Source organism: Prescottella soli, from assembly GCF_040024445.1.
Classification (GTDB): Bacteria; Actinomycetota; Actinomycetes; order Mycobacteriales; family Mycobacteriaceae; genus Prescottella; species Prescottella soli.
The window spans coordinates 2,099,370-2,117,058 of the sequence record NZ_CP157276.1; the positions used below are offsets into that span (position 1 = coordinate 2,099,370).

At 66.9% G+C, this 17,689-nt stretch carries 16 protein-coding genes; 4 read left to right on the top strand and 12 right to left on the bottom strand.

Going from position 1 to position 17,689, the window contains the following annotated elements:
• Window positions 1-23 precede the first annotated feature (23 nt).
• Both ABI214_RS09870 and ABI214_RS09875 read left to right on the top strand, forming a co-directional pair.
• Complete coding sequence (locus tag ABI214_RS09870) at window positions 24-860, top strand: tyrosine-protein phosphatase (protein WP_348609474.1); 837 nt, start codon at window positions 24-26, stop codon at window positions 858-860.
• Window positions 861-891: 31 nt separating this feature from the next.
• On the top strand, window positions 892-1,416 hold the full coding sequence (locus ABI214_RS09875) for a cytochrome C5 (protein WP_348609477.1): 525 nt from the start codon (window positions 892-894) through the stop codon (window positions 1,414-1,416).
• Between the two features lie 25 nt (window positions 1,417-1,441).
• Here the strand turns inward: ABI214_RS09875 and ABI214_RS09880 are convergent, their stop codons facing one another.
• Together ABI214_RS09880 and ABI214_RS09885 are read right to left on the bottom strand one after the other, a co-directional pair.
• A complete protein-coding gene (locus ABI214_RS09880) occupies window positions 1,442-3,223 on the bottom strand; it encodes an ABC transporter ATP-binding protein (RefSeq protein ID WP_348609480.1) in 1,782 nt (593 codons plus the stop codon).
• The gene (locus tag ABI214_RS09885; protein ID WP_348609483.1) at window positions 3,220-4,917 is read right to left on the bottom strand and encodes an ABC transporter ATP-binding protein; all 1,698 of its coding nucleotides are present in this window, start codon (window positions 4,915-4,917) and stop codon (window positions 3,220-3,222) included. The genes ABI214_RS09880 and ABI214_RS09885 overlap by 4 nt, the downstream gene beginning before the upstream one ends.
• A gap of 133 nt (window positions 4,918-5,050) precedes the next feature.
• Here ABI214_RS09885 and ABI214_RS09890 point away from each other — a divergent pair, with 133 nt between their 5' ends.
• Both ABI214_RS09890 and ABI214_RS09895 read left to right on the top strand, forming a co-directional pair.
• On the top strand, window positions 5,051-5,224 hold the full coding sequence (locus ABI214_RS09890) for a hypothetical protein (protein ID WP_175420559.1): 174 nt from the start codon (window positions 5,051-5,053) through the stop codon (window positions 5,222-5,224).
• Between the two features lie 30 nt (window positions 5,225-5,254).
• Entirely contained in the window at window positions 5,255-6,784 is a 1,530-nt protein-coding gene (locus tag ABI214_RS09895; protein WP_348609487.1) for an alpha,alpha-trehalose-phosphate synthase (UDP-forming), read from the top strand.
• Between the two features lie 69 nt (window positions 6,785-6,853).
• On the opposite strand, the gene ABI214_RS09900 is transcribed toward ABI214_RS09895, so the two are convergent.
• Genes ABI214_RS09900 through ABI214_RS09945 form a run of 10 tightly spaced genes read right to left on the bottom strand, consistent with a single transcriptional unit; the run spans window position 6,854 to window position 17,068 of the window.
• Entirely contained in the window at window positions 6,854-7,360 is a 507-nt protein-coding gene (locus ABI214_RS09900) for a mammalian cell entry protein (RefSeq protein ID WP_348609490.1), read from the bottom strand.
• Window positions 7,357-8,154, bottom strand: a complete 798-nt coding sequence (locus tag ABI214_RS09905) for a mammalian cell entry protein (protein WP_348609493.1) — start codon at window positions 8,152-8,154, stop codon at window positions 7,357-7,359. The genes ABI214_RS09900 and ABI214_RS09905 overlap by 4 nt, the downstream gene beginning before the upstream one ends.
• Window positions 8,151-9,554 (bottom strand): MlaD family protein, encoded by a 1,404-nt coding sequence (locus ABI214_RS09910; protein ID WP_348609496.1) that lies wholly within the window; start codon window positions 9,552-9,554, stop codon window positions 8,151-8,153. The genes ABI214_RS09905 and ABI214_RS09910 overlap by 4 nt, the downstream gene beginning before the upstream one ends.
• A complete protein-coding gene (locus ABI214_RS09915; protein ID WP_348609498.1) occupies window positions 9,551-10,783 on the bottom strand; it encodes an MCE family protein in 1,233 nt (410 codons plus the stop codon). Before ABI214_RS09915 ends, ABI214_RS09910 begins: the two co-directional genes overlap by 4 nt.
• Window positions 10,780-12,168 (bottom strand): MCE family protein, encoded by a 1,389-nt coding sequence (locus tag ABI214_RS09920; protein WP_348609500.1) that lies wholly within the window; start codon window positions 12,166-12,168, stop codon window positions 10,780-10,782. The genes ABI214_RS09915 and ABI214_RS09920 overlap by 4 nt, the downstream gene beginning before the upstream one ends.
• Window positions 12,165-13,223, bottom strand: a complete 1,059-nt coding sequence (locus ABI214_RS09925; protein ID WP_348609502.1) for an MCE family protein — start codon at window positions 13,221-13,223, stop codon at window positions 12,165-12,167. The genes ABI214_RS09920 and ABI214_RS09925 overlap by 4 nt, the downstream gene beginning before the upstream one ends.
• On the bottom strand, window positions 13,220-14,239 hold the full coding sequence (locus tag ABI214_RS09930) for an MCE family protein (protein WP_348609505.1): 1,020 nt from the start codon (window positions 14,237-14,239) through the stop codon (window positions 13,220-13,222). The genes ABI214_RS09925 and ABI214_RS09930 overlap by 4 nt, the downstream gene beginning before the upstream one ends.
• Before the next feature lies 1 nt (window position 14,240).
• Window positions 14,241-15,419 carry an MCE family protein gene (locus tag ABI214_RS09935; RefSeq protein WP_348609508.1) on the bottom strand — a complete coding sequence of 393 codons (1,179 nt, stop codon included), beginning with the start codon at window positions 15,417-15,419 and terminating at the stop codon, window positions 14,241-14,243.
• A 12-nt stretch (window positions 15,420-15,431) separates the two neighbouring features.
• The gene (locus ABI214_RS09940) at window positions 15,432-16,283 is read right to left on the bottom strand and encodes an MlaE family ABC transporter permease (protein WP_348609511.1); all 852 of its coding nucleotides are present in this window, start codon (window positions 16,281-16,283) and stop codon (window positions 15,432-15,434) included.
• 20 nt (window positions 16,284-16,303) lie between these two features.
• Window positions 16,304-17,068: an MlaE family ABC transporter permease gene (locus tag ABI214_RS09945; protein ID WP_348609514.1), complete on the bottom strand. Its 765-nt coding sequence runs from the start codon at window positions 17,066-17,068 to the stop codon at window positions 16,304-16,306.
• Window positions 17,069-17,689: the final 621 nt, after the last annotated feature.

Consider the following 17,689-nt stretch of genomic DNA (forward strand, 5'->3'; position numbering starts at 1 on the left):
CCCGATGGCACTCGCGAGGACCCATGGGATCGACCCGTACCGCCTTCAATCGACTGCTCCTGCTGATCGTGGGCCTGCTCGCCCTGGTCGCGCCGGTGGTCGCCGCCCCGCTCGCGAGTGCCGAGCCCACGACGGACACCACCACCACCGCGATCCGCCTCGAGGGCGCGAAGAACTTCCGCGACATCGGCGGCTACGAGACGTCGGACGGCAAGCACGTCCGCACCGGGCTGGTGTTCCGCTCCAACAAGCTCAGCTCGCTCACCGACGCCGACCTCGCAAAGCTCACCACCGCGAACGTCACGCTCGACGTGGACCTGCGGAATATGTCGGAGCGCAAGGACGATCCGGACCGGATCCCCGAGGGAGTCCGCTACCAGGTGGCGGACGTCGTCTCGCTCGAACACGGCATCGCGTTTCACGAGTTCGTGCCGATCACGTTGGGCCGCGCGCTGATCGACGCCGCCGTGAACGGGTCGTCCGACATCGGCCAGTCCATCGGCTACCCGTTCATGGTGACCTACCGCGGCTCCGACGTCGCGTTCCGCGACCTGCTCACGGCGATCGCCGGCAACACCGCCGGCGCCACCGTGTACCACTGCAGCGCCGGCAAGGACCGCACCGGCTGGAGCACCGCGATCCTGCTGACCCTGCTGGGCGTGCCGAAGGAGACGGTGTACCAGGACTTCCTGGCCAGCAACACGTACCTGGGCCGCGACAAGGCCGTCGAGAGGTCGTGGCTCGACGCCGCTTTCGCTCAGGTCGACCGGCTGTACGGTGGTGTCGACAACTACGTGCGCAAGGGACTGGGAGTCGACCAGCAGACCATCGACACCCTGCGGGCGCGCCTGCTGGTCTGACCCACCTCATCTTCGGAAAGGCATCGCCCCGATGGACACGATCGACCGGCTCAGGGACGAGATCGCCCGGACGGGATTACTGACGGAGCCACAGGCCGACGACGGATTCGTGTTCGGGACCGCTCGGATGCGTGCCGCCGGAACCGACGTCACCGTGAACGTCGACCCCGAACTCGACGACCGGTCCGACATGGACACCGCCGTGCTCCTCGCTGCGGTCGAACGAGTGCTGACGGTCACCGATGCCCGATGGGGTCGGATCGTCGACTCGGTCGCCGAGGAGATCGAGGAGGCGGTCGGCGATCAGAGTGTGATCGAGGCGACCGACCTGCGCGATGATCTGACGCTCACGTCCATGGCCGTCTTCCACGACGCCGTACTTCTCTCCTTTGCCGCGCCGAAGCGGTTCCCCGACAGCTGGATCCGGGCCCAGCTCGACGAGGATCTCGACGTCGACGGTGTCGTCGTGGACGAGAAGGACGACGACACCGAGGTCGTCGAGTTCGAGTCGCTCGACGACCTCCTGGACCACGTGAGTTCGGCCGACGACCGCTAGGTCGTCCACACGCGGGGCGCCGGGATCACGTTCGCACGGAATCGAGCCGCCCGCCCGACCCTTCCCACGCCGCCCACAGCTGCGCGTAGCGTCCGCCCGCGGCGACCAACTCGGCGGGTGTGCCCAGTTCGACGATCCGTCCGTGCTCGAGCACCACGACGCGGTCGGCGGTCGCGGCCTGCGTGAGCCGGTGCGCGACGACGAGCGTGGTCCGGCCGCGGGTCGCGGAGTCGGCGGCGCGCTCGAGTTCGCGCGCACCGGCGCTGCCGGCCTCGGCGGTCGCCTCGTCGAGGACCGCCACCTCCGGATCGGCGAGAACGAGGCGGGCCAGCGCCAACTCCTGGGCCTGGGCGGCGGTGAGCGGGTGACCGCCCTCCCCGACGACGGTGTCGAGTCCGTGCGCGAGAGCCCGCACCCACGGCAGCGCGCCGACCGTGTCGAGGGCGGCGGTGACGTCGTCGGCCGACGCGTCCGGCCGGGCGAGTCGCAGGTCCTCGACGAGCGGTCCGGCGAACACGTGGACCTCCTGGCTGACGATCGCGACATACCGACGCAGGGCCCCAGCGCCCAACTCGCCCAGCGGAACCCCGCCGAGGCGGACCGTGCCCGACGTCGGCGGCAGCGATCCCGCCGCGAGCGCCGCGAGGGTCGACTTGCCGGCGCCCGTCGACCCGACCAGCGCCACCCGTTCCCTGGGCGCGATGCGCAGGCTCACGCCGTGCAGCACCTCGTGACCGCCGTCGTAGCTGTGCCGCAGGTCCACCAGCTCGAGTGACCCGTCGGTCGGCTCGCCGCGGGTCCCGGGCTCGCCGGTCTCGGGGATCCCGAGCACGCCGACCAGTCGCGCGAGGCTCGCGCCCGCGGACTGCACCTCGTCGAACGTGTACAGCAGGGCGCCGATCGGATTGAACAGGCGGTGGAACAGCAGCGCCGCCGCGGTGGTCTGGCCGACGGTGACCGCGTCGGCGTCCACGAGCACGAAGCCGACCGCGAGAATGACGGCGAGACCGACGAATTCGGCCCGGTTACCGCGCCCGGCGAACCGGGTGAACAGCCCGAAGACCCCGACCGCGAGGTCGCGGGCGTCCGCGGAGGCCCGGTCGATGTCGGCGAGGTGCCGGTCCTCGAGGCCGTACGCGCGGACCGTTCGGACACCCTGCATGCTGCTGACGAGGGCCTGCGAGCGCCGCCCCATCGCGACGCGCTCCCAGGCGTAGAGCGGTCCCGACCGCGGCAGGTACCACTTCAGCGCCAGCGCGTACATCGGCAGCGCGACCATCCCCGCCAGCCCCAGGCGCCAGTCGATTCCGACCATCGCCACCATGCTCAGCAGCACCAGCAGCAGCGCGGAGATCAGGCTCGGTACGACGTCGGCGACGGCCTTGCCGATCACCGAGACGTCGTCGCCGACGCGGGAGAGCAAGTCGCCCTTGCCGACTCGTTCGATCGTCGGGATCGGCAGCCGCAGTGCCCGCGCCACCACCCGCTCCCGCAGTCCGGCGAGCGTGCCCTCGCCGAGCCGCGCGACGAGGTACGAGCCGACGCCGGTCAACGCCCCGGCGACGATCGCGGCCACGGTGATGACCACGACGACGCCGACGATCGTCGACGCCGGGGCGCCCTCACGCACCCGGTCGACGAGCACACCGAACACGTACACCGGTACCACCGCGGCCGCGGCCGCGACCAGCCCGACGACGAGGGTCAGCGCGGTCGTTCCCTTGCGCTGCCCCAACTCCCGTCCGAGCCAGCGCCAGCTCTCCGACGCCGACGCGATCGGCAGCAGTCGCGGCTCCGGCGCGCTCATCGCAGCACCGCCTTCCGGTAGTTCGCGTCGCGCGCGGACAGGTCCGCGTGGGTGCCCCCGGCGGTCACCCGGCCGGCGGCGAGGACGACGACGCGGTCCGTCACCGCCAGCAACGCGGGACTGCTGGTGATGAGCACGGTCGAGTGGGCGCGCTCGCCACCGTGCCGCGCGGACGCGATGCCCTCGGCGATGGCGTGCTCGGTGACGGCGTCGACGGCCGTGGTCGGATCGTGCAGCACCATGACGGGCGCCTGCGCGGCCAACGCACGGGCGAGCGCCACCCGCTGACGCTGCCCACCGGACAAGCTCGCCCCGCGGTCGGTGACCTCGTGGTCGAGGCCCGCCGGGTGCGCGTCGACGACGTCCACGGCGGCCGACGCGGTCAGGACCCGCTGCACCGCAGCGTGGTCCGCGCCCGGCGCACCGGCGGTGACGTTGGAGTGGACGGTGCCGGCGAACAGATCGGTGCGGTGCGGTTCCACCAGCACCGTGCGGCGCGCGTGCGTGAGTCCGAGGTCGGCCGACGCGACGCCGCCGATCCGGACCACTCCCCCGTACAGGTCCGGAGGCACCTGCCCGGACAGCACCTCCGCGAGGGCCTCGGCGTCCTCCGGCCGGTAGGCGACGACCCCGAGCAGCTCTCCGGGCGCGAGATCGAGCGTGACGTCCTCGAGGGACCGGTAGGCGACCGACCGCAACTCCACGTCGCTCGCGCCCGACCGCACCGATGTCCCCTCGGGCAGCAGCGGGTCGGCGTCGAGCACGAGGGCGAGCCGGTCCGCCGACGCCCGCGCGTTCGCGTACAGGCCCGGCACGCGCGCGAGCATGCCGAGCGGTTCCACGATGAACTGCGACAGACCGACGACGGTGATGAGTTCGCCCACCGAGATCCGCCCGTCGAGCGCGAACCAGCCCGCGAAGCCGGCGACCGAGACCGCGAGCAGCGCGCTCACCGTCATCGACACGCCGACGAACACGCCGGTCGCCTTCGCGGCCCGCATCGTCGCGGCGAGCGCCTCACGGCTGACGGCGCGGTACCGCCGCGCCGCGGTCTCCTCGGCCCCGACGCCGCGCAGCGGGCGCAGCCCGCTCACCAGATCCGTCGCCATGCCGGCCGCACGCGCCGACGTCTCCTGCCGTGCGGCCGCACGCCGGGTGATCAGCGGTGCCGCCAGCTGCAGCAGCCCCAGCATCACCGGCGTACCGATCAGCACCGCCAGGCCGAGCTGCACGTCGATCCACAGCAGCGCGATCGCCGACGCGATCATCGCGGTCAACGCGGCCGCGACCCGCGGTACGACGTCGAGGATCCACGCCTCCTTGTCGGCGTCCGAGGTGGAGACCGTCAACAGCTCCCCCGCCCGCAGCTCGGTGCGGACGCCGCGCGGATCGAGGATCCGGCCCGCGACCTCGACCCGCAGCCGGTGCGCCTCCTGCTGGACCGCGGCCACGATGAACCGTGCGCCGATGCGCCAGGACGACGTCAACACCACGAACAGGACGGCCAGCGCCGCCAGCCACACCACGAGCGCCGTGACGTCGCCGGTCTCGACCGCGCGGTCGACGATGACCCCGATCCCGATCGGCACCGCGGTTTCCGCGACCTGGTGCACGCTCACCAGGACGGTGCCCGCGAACAACCGCGCACGGTTGCGCGCGAGTGTTCGCCGCAGAACCGCGATACCACCCGTCATCGATCCTCCACCCCCCGATCCAGTTAGGTAAGTAGACCCTAACTGGATGGTGAGTGGCGCTTACCCCGGCGGTTCTCATAGAGTCGCAGTAAGAACTACCTGCGCCGTAGTAGAGCAAGCCGGAAGGAACAAGATGGCCGCGAAGACGACCACCGAGAACGACATCGCGGACGAGGACCTCGAGCCCGTAGCCGACGAGACTGCCCGGCAGGCCCAGCGCGTCGTCGCTGCGTATGCCGCCGACGCCGACGAATGCCGGATGCTGCTCTCGATGCTCGGCATCGGCCCGAACCCCAAGCTTGACTGACGAAGACCGACAGGGAAGGTAAGGAGATCCGTGGCTGCGCGCTCGGAATCATCGACGAGTTCCGAGGGCGAGGCGGGCGCGGACTCCGACGGGGTCGAACTCCCCGGCTCCAACTTCGTTGTCGTCGCGAACCGACTACCCGTCGATCTCGAGAAGCTGCCCGACGGCACGACCCGCTGGAAGCGTAGCCCCGGCGGGCTCGTCACCGCGCTCGAGCCGATCCTGCGCAGCAACAAGGGCGCATGGGTGGGCTGGCCCGGTGTCGCGGACGTCGAGCTCGACCCGATCGTCGAGGACGGCCTCGACCTCTACCCCGTGCCGCTGAGCGCGCAGGAGGTCGCGGACTACTACGAGGGCTTCTCCAACGCCACCCTGTGGCCGCTCTACCACGACGTCATCGTCAAGCCGGAGTACCGGCGCGAGTGGTGGAATGCGTACGTCGAGGTGAATCGCCGGTTCGCCGAGGCCACCTCCAAGGCCGCCGCCGAGGGCGCGACCGTGTGGATCCAGGACTACCAGCTGCAGCTGGTGCCCAAGATGCTGCGGATGCTGCGCCCCGACCTCACCATCGGCTTCTTCCTGCACATCCCGTTCCCGCCGGTCGAGCTGTTCATGCAGATGCCGTGGCGGCGCGAGATCGTCGAGGGGCTCCTCGGCGCCGACCTCATCGGCTTCCACCTGCCCGGCGGCGCACAGAACTTCATGTACCTCGCCCGGCGGCTCGCCGGACAGCAGACCTCCCGCGGCACCGTCGGCGTCCGCTCCAAGCTCGGCATCGTCCAGGTCGGCTTCCGGACCGTGCGTGTCGGCGCCTTCCCCATCTCGATCGACTCCGGGAAGCTCGACGAGATCTCGCGCCGCAAGTCGATTCGCGACCGCGCCAAGCAGATCCGCAAGGAACTCGGCAACCCCAAGCACATCATGCTGGGCGTCGACCGCCTCGACTACACGAAGGGCATCGACGTCCGCCTCGACGCGCTGTACGAGCTCCTCGAGGAGGGCCGCGTCGACCCGGCCGACACCGTGATGGTCCAGCTCGCCACACCGAGCCGCGAGCGCGTCGAGAGCTACGTGCAGATGCGCGGTGCGATCGAGCAGACCGTCAGCCGCATCAACGGCGAGTACGCCGAGGTGGGCCGGCCTGTCGTGCACTACATCCACCGCCCCATCGGACGCGACGATCTGATCGCGTTCTTCGTCGCCGCCGACGTCATGCTGGTGACGCCGCTGCGCGACGGCATGAACCTCGTCGCCAAGGAGTACGTGGCCTGCCGCAGCGACCTCGGCGGCGCCCTGCTGCTGAGCGAATTCACCGGCGCCGCAGCCGAACTCCGCCAGGCCTTCCTGTGCAACCCGCACGACCTCGACGACGTCAAGGACAAGATGGAGGCCGCGCTCGAGCAGAACCGCGAGGACGGCCGACGCCACATGCGCGCCCTGCGCCGCCAGGTCCTCGCGCACGACGTCGACCGGTGGGCCCGCTCCTTCCTCGACGCCCTCGACCAGCACGGCATCGCCGGATCGGCCCTCCTGCCGCCGGACAGCGAGTTCGCCGACTAGCCCCACACGAACGACAATGGGCTCCCGCATTGCGCGGGAGCCCATTTCGGTTCTCGGAGTGGATCTGGATCAGATCGGCGTCAGCCAGTTGATCAGCCAGTCGTCGCCATCCTTGACCATCTCGACCCGCACGCGACTGCCACTGCTGACCGCGTCCGGCGATTCGGAACTTGTGGTGATCTGGTTGAGGTAGAGCAGGGTCACGACGCGGTCCGGGCTCGCCTCGACGACCGACTTCGCCGACGTCGACACCTGCACATCGATCGACTTCTCCTTCGCGCCGGGAGCGATGGTGTTGTCGACAAGATCCAGATACTGCTTCTTGTAGTCCTCGGTGAGTCCGTCAGCGGCAGCGTGCAGCTGGTCCTGTGCGGTGTTGTGGTTGTAGGCGAGCATCGCGACGACCTTGCCGTCGACGACGTCGAGAACCTCGCTGCGCGCCTGCTCGGTTGCCTCCGTCTCGCGCATTCCACCCGGGCCCCAGTACAGCCAACCGGCCACGCCCGCCAGCGCCACGATGGTGATCGCGACGACGATCGTCAGGATCTTCTGCAGTTGCGTCACATTGTTTTTCACGGCACGAACTCCACATTCGATGCGAGCAGGTTGCCACCCTCGTCGCAGATCACCACGCGCAACCGGAACGACTTGTCCACCGGCGGCTCGTCGGCGTTCTTCTGATTGGCCTTCACCGCGACGAGCGACGTCTTGCAGTTGCCGTCCTCGCTCTCCAGCCCGGCCTCCACCACCTCACCGGTCGTGCTCACGTTGAGCTTGGAGACCACACCCGCGAAGTCGTTGAGCCGGGCATCGAGGTCCGCCCGCAGCGGGCCGGTGGTGCCCTCGAACAGCTTGTCGAGGTCTTCCTTGGCCGAGTCCGACCGCAGCGTACTGATGTTGATCGCCGTGGTGCGGGCGACGTCGACGTATCTTGCCCGCTCGACCGCCAGGTCCGAGGCATGCTTGCGATCGATGAGGAGGACCGTGATTGCGGCAACGAGCGCGACGATCACGACACCTGCCAGCACGCCCAGGACCAACTGCGCCTTCGATCGTTTCGCCGGCGGTTCGTCCGAGGGGGAATCTGCCTCGACCGCCGACGCCGTGGTCGGTTCAACCGCGGTGGTAGCGCCCGACCCGGTGGTAGTCGCGTCAGGTGTCCGGACCGCGGCTTCCTGCGGTGGCACGGGGGCTGCCGGCTTCACCGACGTCCCGCCGGACCCCGGCACCGTCGGTTCCGGAGTCGTGGTCGTCGGTGTGGTCACTTCAGAATTCGTCGGCTCGGCCCCGGAGGGGCCCGCCGGACGCGAGGCGCGTCGGCGGGCCTGCCGCCCGCCGTCCTCGCGTTCGGCAGCCTTGTCGATCGTCATCGCCCTTGCTGGCCCTTCATAAGATCCTCCAATGACTGACCCGCGTTGCCACCGAGATTCGGCTGCGAGTAAGTCCTTCCGTCGGGGCCGATGTACGTGCCCGTCACCGGATCGTACCGACGTGCCGCCGTCGTGGCACCTGTCGTGACGGGACCCGGCACCGGCTTGTCGGCCGCGGCAGCGACCGGCTGCGGTGGGCCCTGCCACGGATTGTTGCCCACCGGGACGTAGCCGTCACGACACGCTTCCGGAGTGGGTCCACGCCTGTCGGGATACTCCATACAGGGCAGATTGCGCGCACCGCGGATCGCATTCGGATCGGACTGGTCGACCTTGCAGAACAGGTCCCCAGGCGTATCGACCAGAGACTCGTCGGCAGGCGATCGCCACTGGTCCGGCGGCAGGAAGCCCGTGGTGCACGGCGGCGGATCGTTGAGCTCCATATGGAAGTTCACCAGAGCACCGTCCTCAAATGGCCCGGCGCCAGCGATGGTAACCAGAGCAGCTGTCAACGGGGGGTACAGCACCAGGATCTGCTCGATCCCCGGGTTGTAGATGACGCCCACCTCACCGACGCTGACGAGATTGGCCAGCAGCAGCGGCAACGTCGGTTTGAGGTCCTGCAGAAGCTGGTTCGCTTCCTGCGCCGCGCCCGGCCCCTTCTCGATCACAGCGCGCAGATCCGGATCGCTGGTGCGGAGCTGGTTCGTGAACGTCACCAGATCTCTTGTCCAGGATCGGATTGCGTCGCTGCTTACCACCTGGGTGTCCAGCAAGGGTCCGGCCTGATCGATGAGCGTCTTCGTCGCGTCACTGTTCTTGTTCGCCTCCTCGACGAACAACCGGGCAGAATCGATCAGACGCTGCAGGTCGGGTCCGGAACCGTTGAACGCCTTGAACGATTCGTCGATCACCGTACGGAGCTTGGTGTCCGAGATGCTCGCCAACAACAAGTCGGCCTGATCGAGCATCGCGCCGACGTCCTGCGGGACGCTGGTGCGGCTCACCGGGATGACGTCGCCGCCCGAGAGCTGTTCGCTGGAGGCGGCGTCCTCCGGCGGGACCAGGTCGACGAACTGCTCGCCGACCGCAGACACGCTCCGGACGTCGGCGTTGACGTCTGCCGGAATGTCGAAGCCGGAGTCGACGTTGAGCACCGCCTCTACGCCGGTGTCCGAGAGCCTGACCTCCTCGACCTTGCCCACCGTCGTTCCGCGGTAGGTGACGTTCGCGTTGCGGTACAGGCCACCCGTCGAGGGCAGCTCGACTGTCACCTTGTACCGCCCGATGCCGACCATGTCCTGCAACCGCACATACTGCGTGGCCATCACGACCAGACCGATCACGGTCAGGATCGAGAAGATCACCAACTGAACCTTGACGAACTTCGAGAGCATCATGGTGCCGGCTCCCCCAACGGTAGACCTGGAATGTTGATCGGAGGCAAGCCCGGAATCTGGATCCCGCCTCCAGCAGCCGGCTTCGGCTTCTCGGTGGGTTTCGCGGCCGGTGTCTGCAACGGTGCGCGCAGCGGGTCCTGCGCCTGGCCGGCCACGCCCGCATCCTTCGCCAGGATGCCTTCGGGGCTACCGAGGCGTGCTCCCATCGGCGTTCCCGACAGGAAGTTCAGTTCGAGGCGGGGCACCGTGAGATCGATCGTCATGCCGAGGTTCGCGTAGTCACCACGGATGACGTTGTTCAGACCGGCCTGGGGGAACGGGAAGGTCAACAGCACGCCGAGAACCTGGGTAAGACTCTCGCCCGAGTTCGCCAGCGCCGTCAAGGTCGGGATGAGCGCGCGGACGTTCGTCGCGAAATCGTCGCCACTCTCCTTGATCAGCCTGTCCGCGACATCGCTGAGCTGCCCGAGCGACACCATCGCGTTGGTGATGTCCTGCCGCTGATCGACGAGCACCTCGAGCGCCGGCGGGATCGCGTCCAGCGCCTTCGAGATGGTGTCCGTCTGCTTCGCGGCGGTACCCGCCAGACGGTTGATGCCCTCCATCGCCGACACGATCTCGTTGCGCTGCCGGTCGAGACTGCCGACGAGGGTATCCAACTGCGGCACCAGATCTCGGACCGAGTCCTCCCGTCCGCCCAATGCCTTGTTCAGTTCCGACGTGATGTCCTGCAGCTGCGCCAGTCCACCGCCGTTGAGCACCACTGACAGCGACGACAAGGTCTGTTCGGTCGTCGGGTACACACCCGCGCGATCGAGCGGAATCACGTCGCCCCCGGCGAGCTTGCCCTTGGGCGCCTCCCCGACGGGCGGGGCCAGCTCCAGGTGGGCCGAACCGAGCAGGCTGGTCTGCCCGATCTTGGCGGTCGAGTTCTCCGGAAGATCGACGTCGCCGTTGAGCGACGCAGTGACCAGTGCGTGCCAGCCCTGAACCTCGATCTTCGAAACGCGGCCGACCGTCACATCGTCCACGAGGACCGGCGAATTCTCGGTCAGCGTCGTCACATTCGGCATCTGGATCTCGACCTCGTAGGCGCCGTCACCACGCCCCTGGGCACCGGGCAGCGGCACGGAGTTCAGTCCCGTCCACTCGCAACCGGAGAGCACCAAACTCGCGGAGAGCAGGCCCGCAATGAGTCCCACCCGACGGGCCGTCGACAACCTTGTCATCGTCCACCTCCCGGCTGCATCAGCCCGGTCAGATCCTTCGGCACAGTCGCCGTGGGCGCCGCATCGAGCGGACTCTTGACTGCGGAAACGGGCGCACCGCCGGCCGCTGCCTGCTGGAGTCCGGGTTCCGTGAACTCGACGTCACCAGGCTGCGCAAACTCACCGATGGCCGGGTTCGTCATGATCGGCGGATAGTTCATTGTCATCGATTCGAGGACGGGCCCCAGCTGCTGCTTGCACAGATCTGCGCTGCGTTCGGCCGTCGACGTCGCCGCGGCCTCGATGGAACCGCAGATCCAGTTCACCGGATTCCGGAAGTTGCTCAGTCCGATCGCGCCAGTCAGGCTTCCCTGCTTGGGCTTGTAGATCTGGTAGAAGTTCGCGAGCGAGGTCGGGCCGGCATGCAGCACCCGCTCGATCTCGGGACGCTTGTCCGCCAGAACCTGGGTCGCATCGGCGAGGCGCTGCACGGACTCGGAGAGCCCGTCGCGGTTGTCCGCGACGAAGCGTTGCACGTCGCCCACAGCGAGGTTGAGATCGCTGAGCGCGGTCCCCAGCTCGTCGGAGCTGGTCGCGAGGAGGTCCGACACCGACGCGAGTCGGCCACCGAACTGGACGATCTGCTGGTTGCTGGACGACAGAGCCGACACGAACGCCTGCAGGTTCCGGATGGTCGAGAACAGGTCGGTCCGGCCCTCGGACAGCGTGTGCATCGTGTCCGACAGCTGACGCAGTGTCCGCCGAAGCGCGTCTCCGTTCCCCTCGAGGTTCGCACCGGCAGTGTCGATGAACCGAGCCAGCGACCCCTGGTCGTCGAGCCCTTCCGGCCCGAGTGCGGTAGAGAGCTTCGTCAACTCGGTCTTGATCTCGTCCCACTCCACCGGGACGGCGGTGCGATCGATCGAAATGGTTGCACCGTCCGACATTTCGTCACCGCCGCTGTACACGGGGGTCAGCTGGACGAACCGCGACGAGACGAGGTTCTGGGCGACGATCACGGCCTTCGCATCAGCCGGAATGCGCACGTCGTTGTCGACGTACATGGTCACCTTGGCGTCGTTCTCGCCGGGCTCGATCTTCTTGACCGTTCCGACCTTGACCCCGAGAACCCGGACATCGTCGCCCTCGTACAAACCGGTCGTGGAGACGAAGTGCGCGTACACGGTGTTCTTACCGAGACCTGGCAGCAGGAACACTGCTGCACCGAGGCCGACAGCCGCGACGAGCGCGATCACGAGACCGGGCACCAACCACTTGCGCCACCCAGGCTGCTTGGTATCCGCGACCTCGATCGGCGCCGCCTGAGCTGTGGGCTCCGCCGACGCGTTCACGTCGTCGTCCTCGGCCGCAGTCGATTCCGAAGGGCCCGTCGAGTCGTAGATCATTGGCCCGGTCCCCTCGTGTGTGGCTTGGTTTCAGGAACGAGATCCTGCATGTCCTGCGGCAGCTGCTCGGGCGCGAATCCGGCATCGAACGCGGTCTTCCACCACTGGCTCGGCAGGATGTTGGCCACGTACGCCTTGAAGTAGGGGCCACTCGCGACGGTTTCGCCGAGAGCACCGATGTACGGACCCAGTCCGTCCAACGCGTCCGCGATGTTCTGCTTGTTGCGTTGCAGCACGGCGACAGCCTGATTCAGGTTGTCCAGTGTCGGCCCCATCTGGGCCTGGTTCTCCTGAACCAAGCCGGACAACTGACGTGACACCGCGGACGTGTTGACGATCAGTTCGTTGATCGCGTCCCGGCGACGTTCCAGCTCACCGAACAGCTGGTTGCCGTCGACGATCAGCGAGTTGATCTGGTCGCTGCGGTCCGAGAGCACCTTGGTCACGCCTTCGGCGCGTTTCAGCAGATCGAGCAGGCTCTCGTCCCGATCGTTGATGCTCTTCGACAGACGCGAAACTCCGTCGAGTGCCGCCCGGAGTTCGGGCGGAGTGTCCTGCAGCGCACCGGAGACCGCGTCGAGAGACTTGTCGACCAGTCCGGTATCCAGTTCCGAAATCGAGGTCCCCAGATCACCCAGTGCGTCGGTCAGCGAGTACGGCGAATTGGTGCGCTCGATGGGAATGGTGTCGCCGACACGCAACGTCCCAGATCCCTCCGGCGTTACTGCGAGCGACTTCTTGCCGAGCACCGTGTTGGTCTTGATGTCGGCGCCCGTCGAATCACCGAGCACGACGCCGTCCGAGACCGTGAAGGTCACGAGCACCTGTTGTCCGTTCAGCTCGACCTTGTTCACCTTGCCGACGTTGACGCCGGCAACGGTCACGTTGTCACCGACCACCAGTCCGCCGGCGTCCCCGAAGGCTGCCGAGTAGCGGGCACCGCCGGAGAGGAACTGGAGTTGGTCGTACTGCAGGGTCGCCAACACCACCGCGCTGGAAACCGCGACGCCGATGATGCCGATCCGCACCAGATTTCGTTCACGATGTGGACTCATTCGACTTTTGCACACCTTCCCGTAGTCTGCTCCGCGCCGGGAAGGATGATCGTCGAACCGTCCGGGCCGGAGAACTTGAAGATGTTCGAGCACAAGAAGAACTGGAAAAAGTCACCGTAGGAACCGACGCGGATCAGCTTCTTGTAGTCCGTCGGCAGCCGGGAGAGTGACTTGTCGATGTCGTCCTGACCAAGCACCAACTGATTCGCAGTCCGGTTCGTTTGTTCGATCATCGCCTGAATGTCAGGGCGTGTGCCCTGCAGCAGACTTGCGAGCGAACCTGTTGCACTTGCGATCTGGGGAATCGCCTCGCCGATCGGCCCGCGGTCCTGTGCTAGCCCGCTGACGAGCTGCTGCAGTTGATCGATCGTGGTCGAGAACTGATCGCCCTTGTCGTTGATCGTGCCGAGCACCGTGTTCAGGTTCGTGATCACATCCCCGATCAGCTGATCGCGATCGGCGAGTGTGCTCGTGAAGGAACTGGTGCTGCCGAGCAGCGACACAAGTGTTCCGCCCTGGCCCTGGAACACCTGCACCAGCGCGGCCGACAGATCGTTGACCTGCTTTGGATCCAGTCCACGCAGCAGCGGCTTGAACCCACCGAGCAGGAGATCGAGATCGAGGGCCGGCGCAGTCTGGTCGAGAGGAATCGACCCACCCGCACCGAGCGGCTCCACGGACCCTTGCCCCTCGAGTAACTCGAGGTAACGGTCGCCAACGAGGTTCTCGTACCGCACCGTCGCCTTGGTGCTCGCGAGGAGCGTGTACTGCGAGTCGACCGAGAACTTCACCTCGGCGTGGTTGTCGTCGTCGACACCGACCGACTTCACCGATCCCACCGGCACGCCGGCGATGCGGACCTTGTCTCCGGACTTGAGCCCGGACACATCGGCGAAGGTGGCGTGGTAGCTCTCCGAACTGCTGAACCGGAACTGGCTGAACACGATTGCGAGGCCCGCGAAGATCAACGCCATCACCGTGGTGAAGATCAGGAGCTTGACTGTTGTGGCTCTCATGTCACTGGTCCGCCTCGGTGTAGCCGTCGAACAGGAACCGGAAGATCGTCGGCACCGAAAGGCGCGCCTGTTCGCTCGGCACGTACGGCTTGGCCCCCGTGTTCGCGACGGCGAACGGTGCGAAACCGTCCTTCTTGGGGTCGAAATCCGGGAGGCCGTAGCAGTTGGGGCCACCGGAGGCCGCAACCTTGGGGAGTTCGCCCGGCGCCTTGTAGGTCTCGGCGCCGAGCATGAAGTTCGTGCTGAGCATGATGGACGAGTACTTACCGGTGCCGGTCATCGGCTCGAACTTGATCCGGGCCGCGTTCAGTCCGGTGATGAAGCATGTCAGCTCGGGCGAGTACTTCTGCAGCAGCGTCGTCGTGTGGGTGAGTGTATCCAGCGCGGTTACCGCATTGGCCTCGTTCTCCCGCAGCACGGCGTTGCCCGTGTTCGCGAGCCCGGTGACGTTCATCAGCAGCAGGTCGAGGTTCGCCCGCTCCTCGACGATCGATCCGCTCGTGCCGGTCGCGTTGTCGACAATCTTCAGCAGATCCTGCGCGGTGTCTGCATAGATGTTCGAGACATCCGCGGTTGCCCGGACGTCGTACTCCACCTGCGGCAGAGTCGGATTCATCGTCTTCAGGTACTGGTCGCTCTGTTCGAGCAGGATCCCGAGATCCTCGCCCCGGCCCCGCAATGCGGAGGCCAGTGCACCCAGAGTGGCGTTGAGCTTCTCGGGCTGCACTTGGTCGAGAACCTCGGTCAGGTGCTGGAACAGCGTGTTGAACTCGACGGTCACGCTGTCGGCGCTGATCACAGTGCCGGGCTGCAGCGAGTTCGTCGACGGAGCCTCGGGTTCGACGAAGTTGACGAACTTGGCGCCGAACACCGTTGTCGAGTCGATCTCGACGGTGGCGTTCGCGGGAATCTTCGACATCATCGACGGGTCGATATCGAGCTTCAACTCGGCACCATCACCGGTGTAGGAAATGGATGCGACCTTGCCGACCTGGACTCCACGCATCTTCACCTTGGCGTCGGTGTCCATCACGAGACCCGCACGCGGGGCCGTCACGATGACCGACTCACTCTTCGTGAAACCGCCGACGAACATAGTCAGTGCCACCACGACGATCGCCACGAGGCCGAACACCATCACGGCCGCAGCGAGACTTGTCTTCCACCTTGCTTCGGGCATCGTTCCTCCGCCCTATCCGGAAAGGTTGAAGTTGCCGGACTGGCCGTAAATGGCCAGCGAGATCAACAGGGTCACGGTCACGACCGCGATGAGCGACGTGCGAACCGCGTTGCCCACCGCGACGCCGACACCGACAGGGCCGCCGCTGGCGTTGAAGCCGTAGTAAGTGTGAATGAGCATGACGGCCAACGCCATCACGATGGCCTGCGCGAACGACCACAGGATGTCCGTCGGCATCAGGAAGGTCGAGAAGTAGTGGTCGTAGATGCCGGGCGACTGGTTGTAGAGGAACACCGTCGCAAAGCGGCTGGCCACGAACGACGCGATCACGGCCAGCGAGTACAGCGGGACGATCGCGATCATGCCCGCCATCACGCGAGTCGAGACGAGGTACGGGATCGAGGGGATCGCCATGCACTCGAGCGCGTCGACCTCCTCGGAGACCCGCATGGCACCGAGCTGCGCGGTGGAGCCGGCGCCGATGGTGGCGGCCAGGCCGATGCCCGCGATCACGGGTGCTGCGATGCGCACGTTGATGAACGCCGCGAAGAAGCCCGTGAGCGCCTCGACACCGATGTTGCCGAGCGAGCTGTAGCCCTGGACGGCGATCGTGCCGCCGGTGAACAGCGTCAGGAAGGCGACGATGACGACGGTGCCGCCGATCACGGCGAGTGCGCCGGTGCCCATGCTGATCTCGGCGACGAGCCGCAGCACTTCCTTCTTGTAGTGGATGAGCGCGCGCGGCGCCCACACGAGCGCGCGCCAGAAAAACAGCGCCTGCTCGCCGATACGGTCCACCGACCGTGATGCGCGCGCGAGACGCCGCCGAGTACGGACGAATCGCCCTGATGCCACCAGAGCCATCTAGTTCACCCCCCTGCCACTCACCCGGACGTCAGCTTGACGCCGATGGCGGTGACGAGCACGTTGACCACGAAGAGCGCCATGAAGGAGAAGACGACGGTCTGGTTGACGGCGTCGCCGACGCTCTTGGCACCGCCCTTGACGTTGAGACCGAGGTAGGCGGCCATCAGCCCGGCGATCATTCCGAACAGGCCGGCCTTGAGCATCGAGAGCATCAGCTCGCCGAATCCGGTGAGCAGCGTGAGGCCGTTGACGAACGAGCCGGGATTGACGTCCTGGACGTACACCGAGAAGAGGAAGCCGCCGAGGATACCGATCGTGCACACCAGGCCGTTGAGCAGCAGCGCGACTGCCGTCGAGGCCAGCACACGCGGTACGACCAGCCGGTGGATCGGGTTGATGCCGAGCACGCGCATCGCGTCGATCTCTTCGCGGATGGTCCGCGCGGCGAGGTCGGCACAGATGGCGGTCGCGCCTGCGCCGGCCACGATGAGCACCGTGACCATCGGCCCGACCTGCGTCACCGCGCCCAGGGCAGCACCCGCACCGCTGAGGTCGGCGGCACCGATCTCGCGAAGCAGAATGTTGATCGTGAAACTCACCAGCACGGTGAACGGGATGGCGACAAGCACGGTCGGGACCATCGAGACCCGAGCGACGAACCACGCCTGATCGATGAATTCACGCCGCTGGAACGGGCGCGAGAAGACAGCCTTGAGGGTGTCTACCGACATCGCGAAGAAGCCGCCGGCGGCCCGCAACGGGACCTCGAGGAGGTCGACCACGTTTCCTCCTCACCAAACTCGTCATGGTTAATCACCGTGCGCGCACCGCTTTCGCGACGCAACGCGTCCCCCAGGGCGTCCGAACAGCACAAATGCCCTGTGACCCAGGTCATATTAACTAGAACGTGTTCACCTGTCAAAGACTTCCGCTCGACGACCACGCAGGACGGTCACCGAGGCCTTGCATGCGCCCGCTGCAGCTCGCATCGACACACATCGAGCCGACCGATTCGCGCGCCCGATCGAACCACCGGGCAACGAAGGGCCGAAGAACCATAAACCCTGATTGAACTGCGCTTTCAATCACTCCAGCGTGGAAGTCGACCGCTCCCGAACAAGAAGACCGAAGTACGCACGTGATCCCGCCCGACATCCACACGGGCGCGTGATCGACAGCCTGAGCCCCACCCCGAACGCCACGCCACACGCCGCGCCCGCGGCCAAATAATTGGAACGTGTTCTAGACACCAGTACAGCGAAAGGCGACGGGTGCCCGACCCCCCGGCCGCAACACCGACGGCGCGCGCGAGCCGTAGCACGTTCGCCCCATCATCGTCGGGTTTCGTCCTGGATGTATCGAGAATCCCGCAATCTCCCGTTACACAGGAAGATTGCGGGATC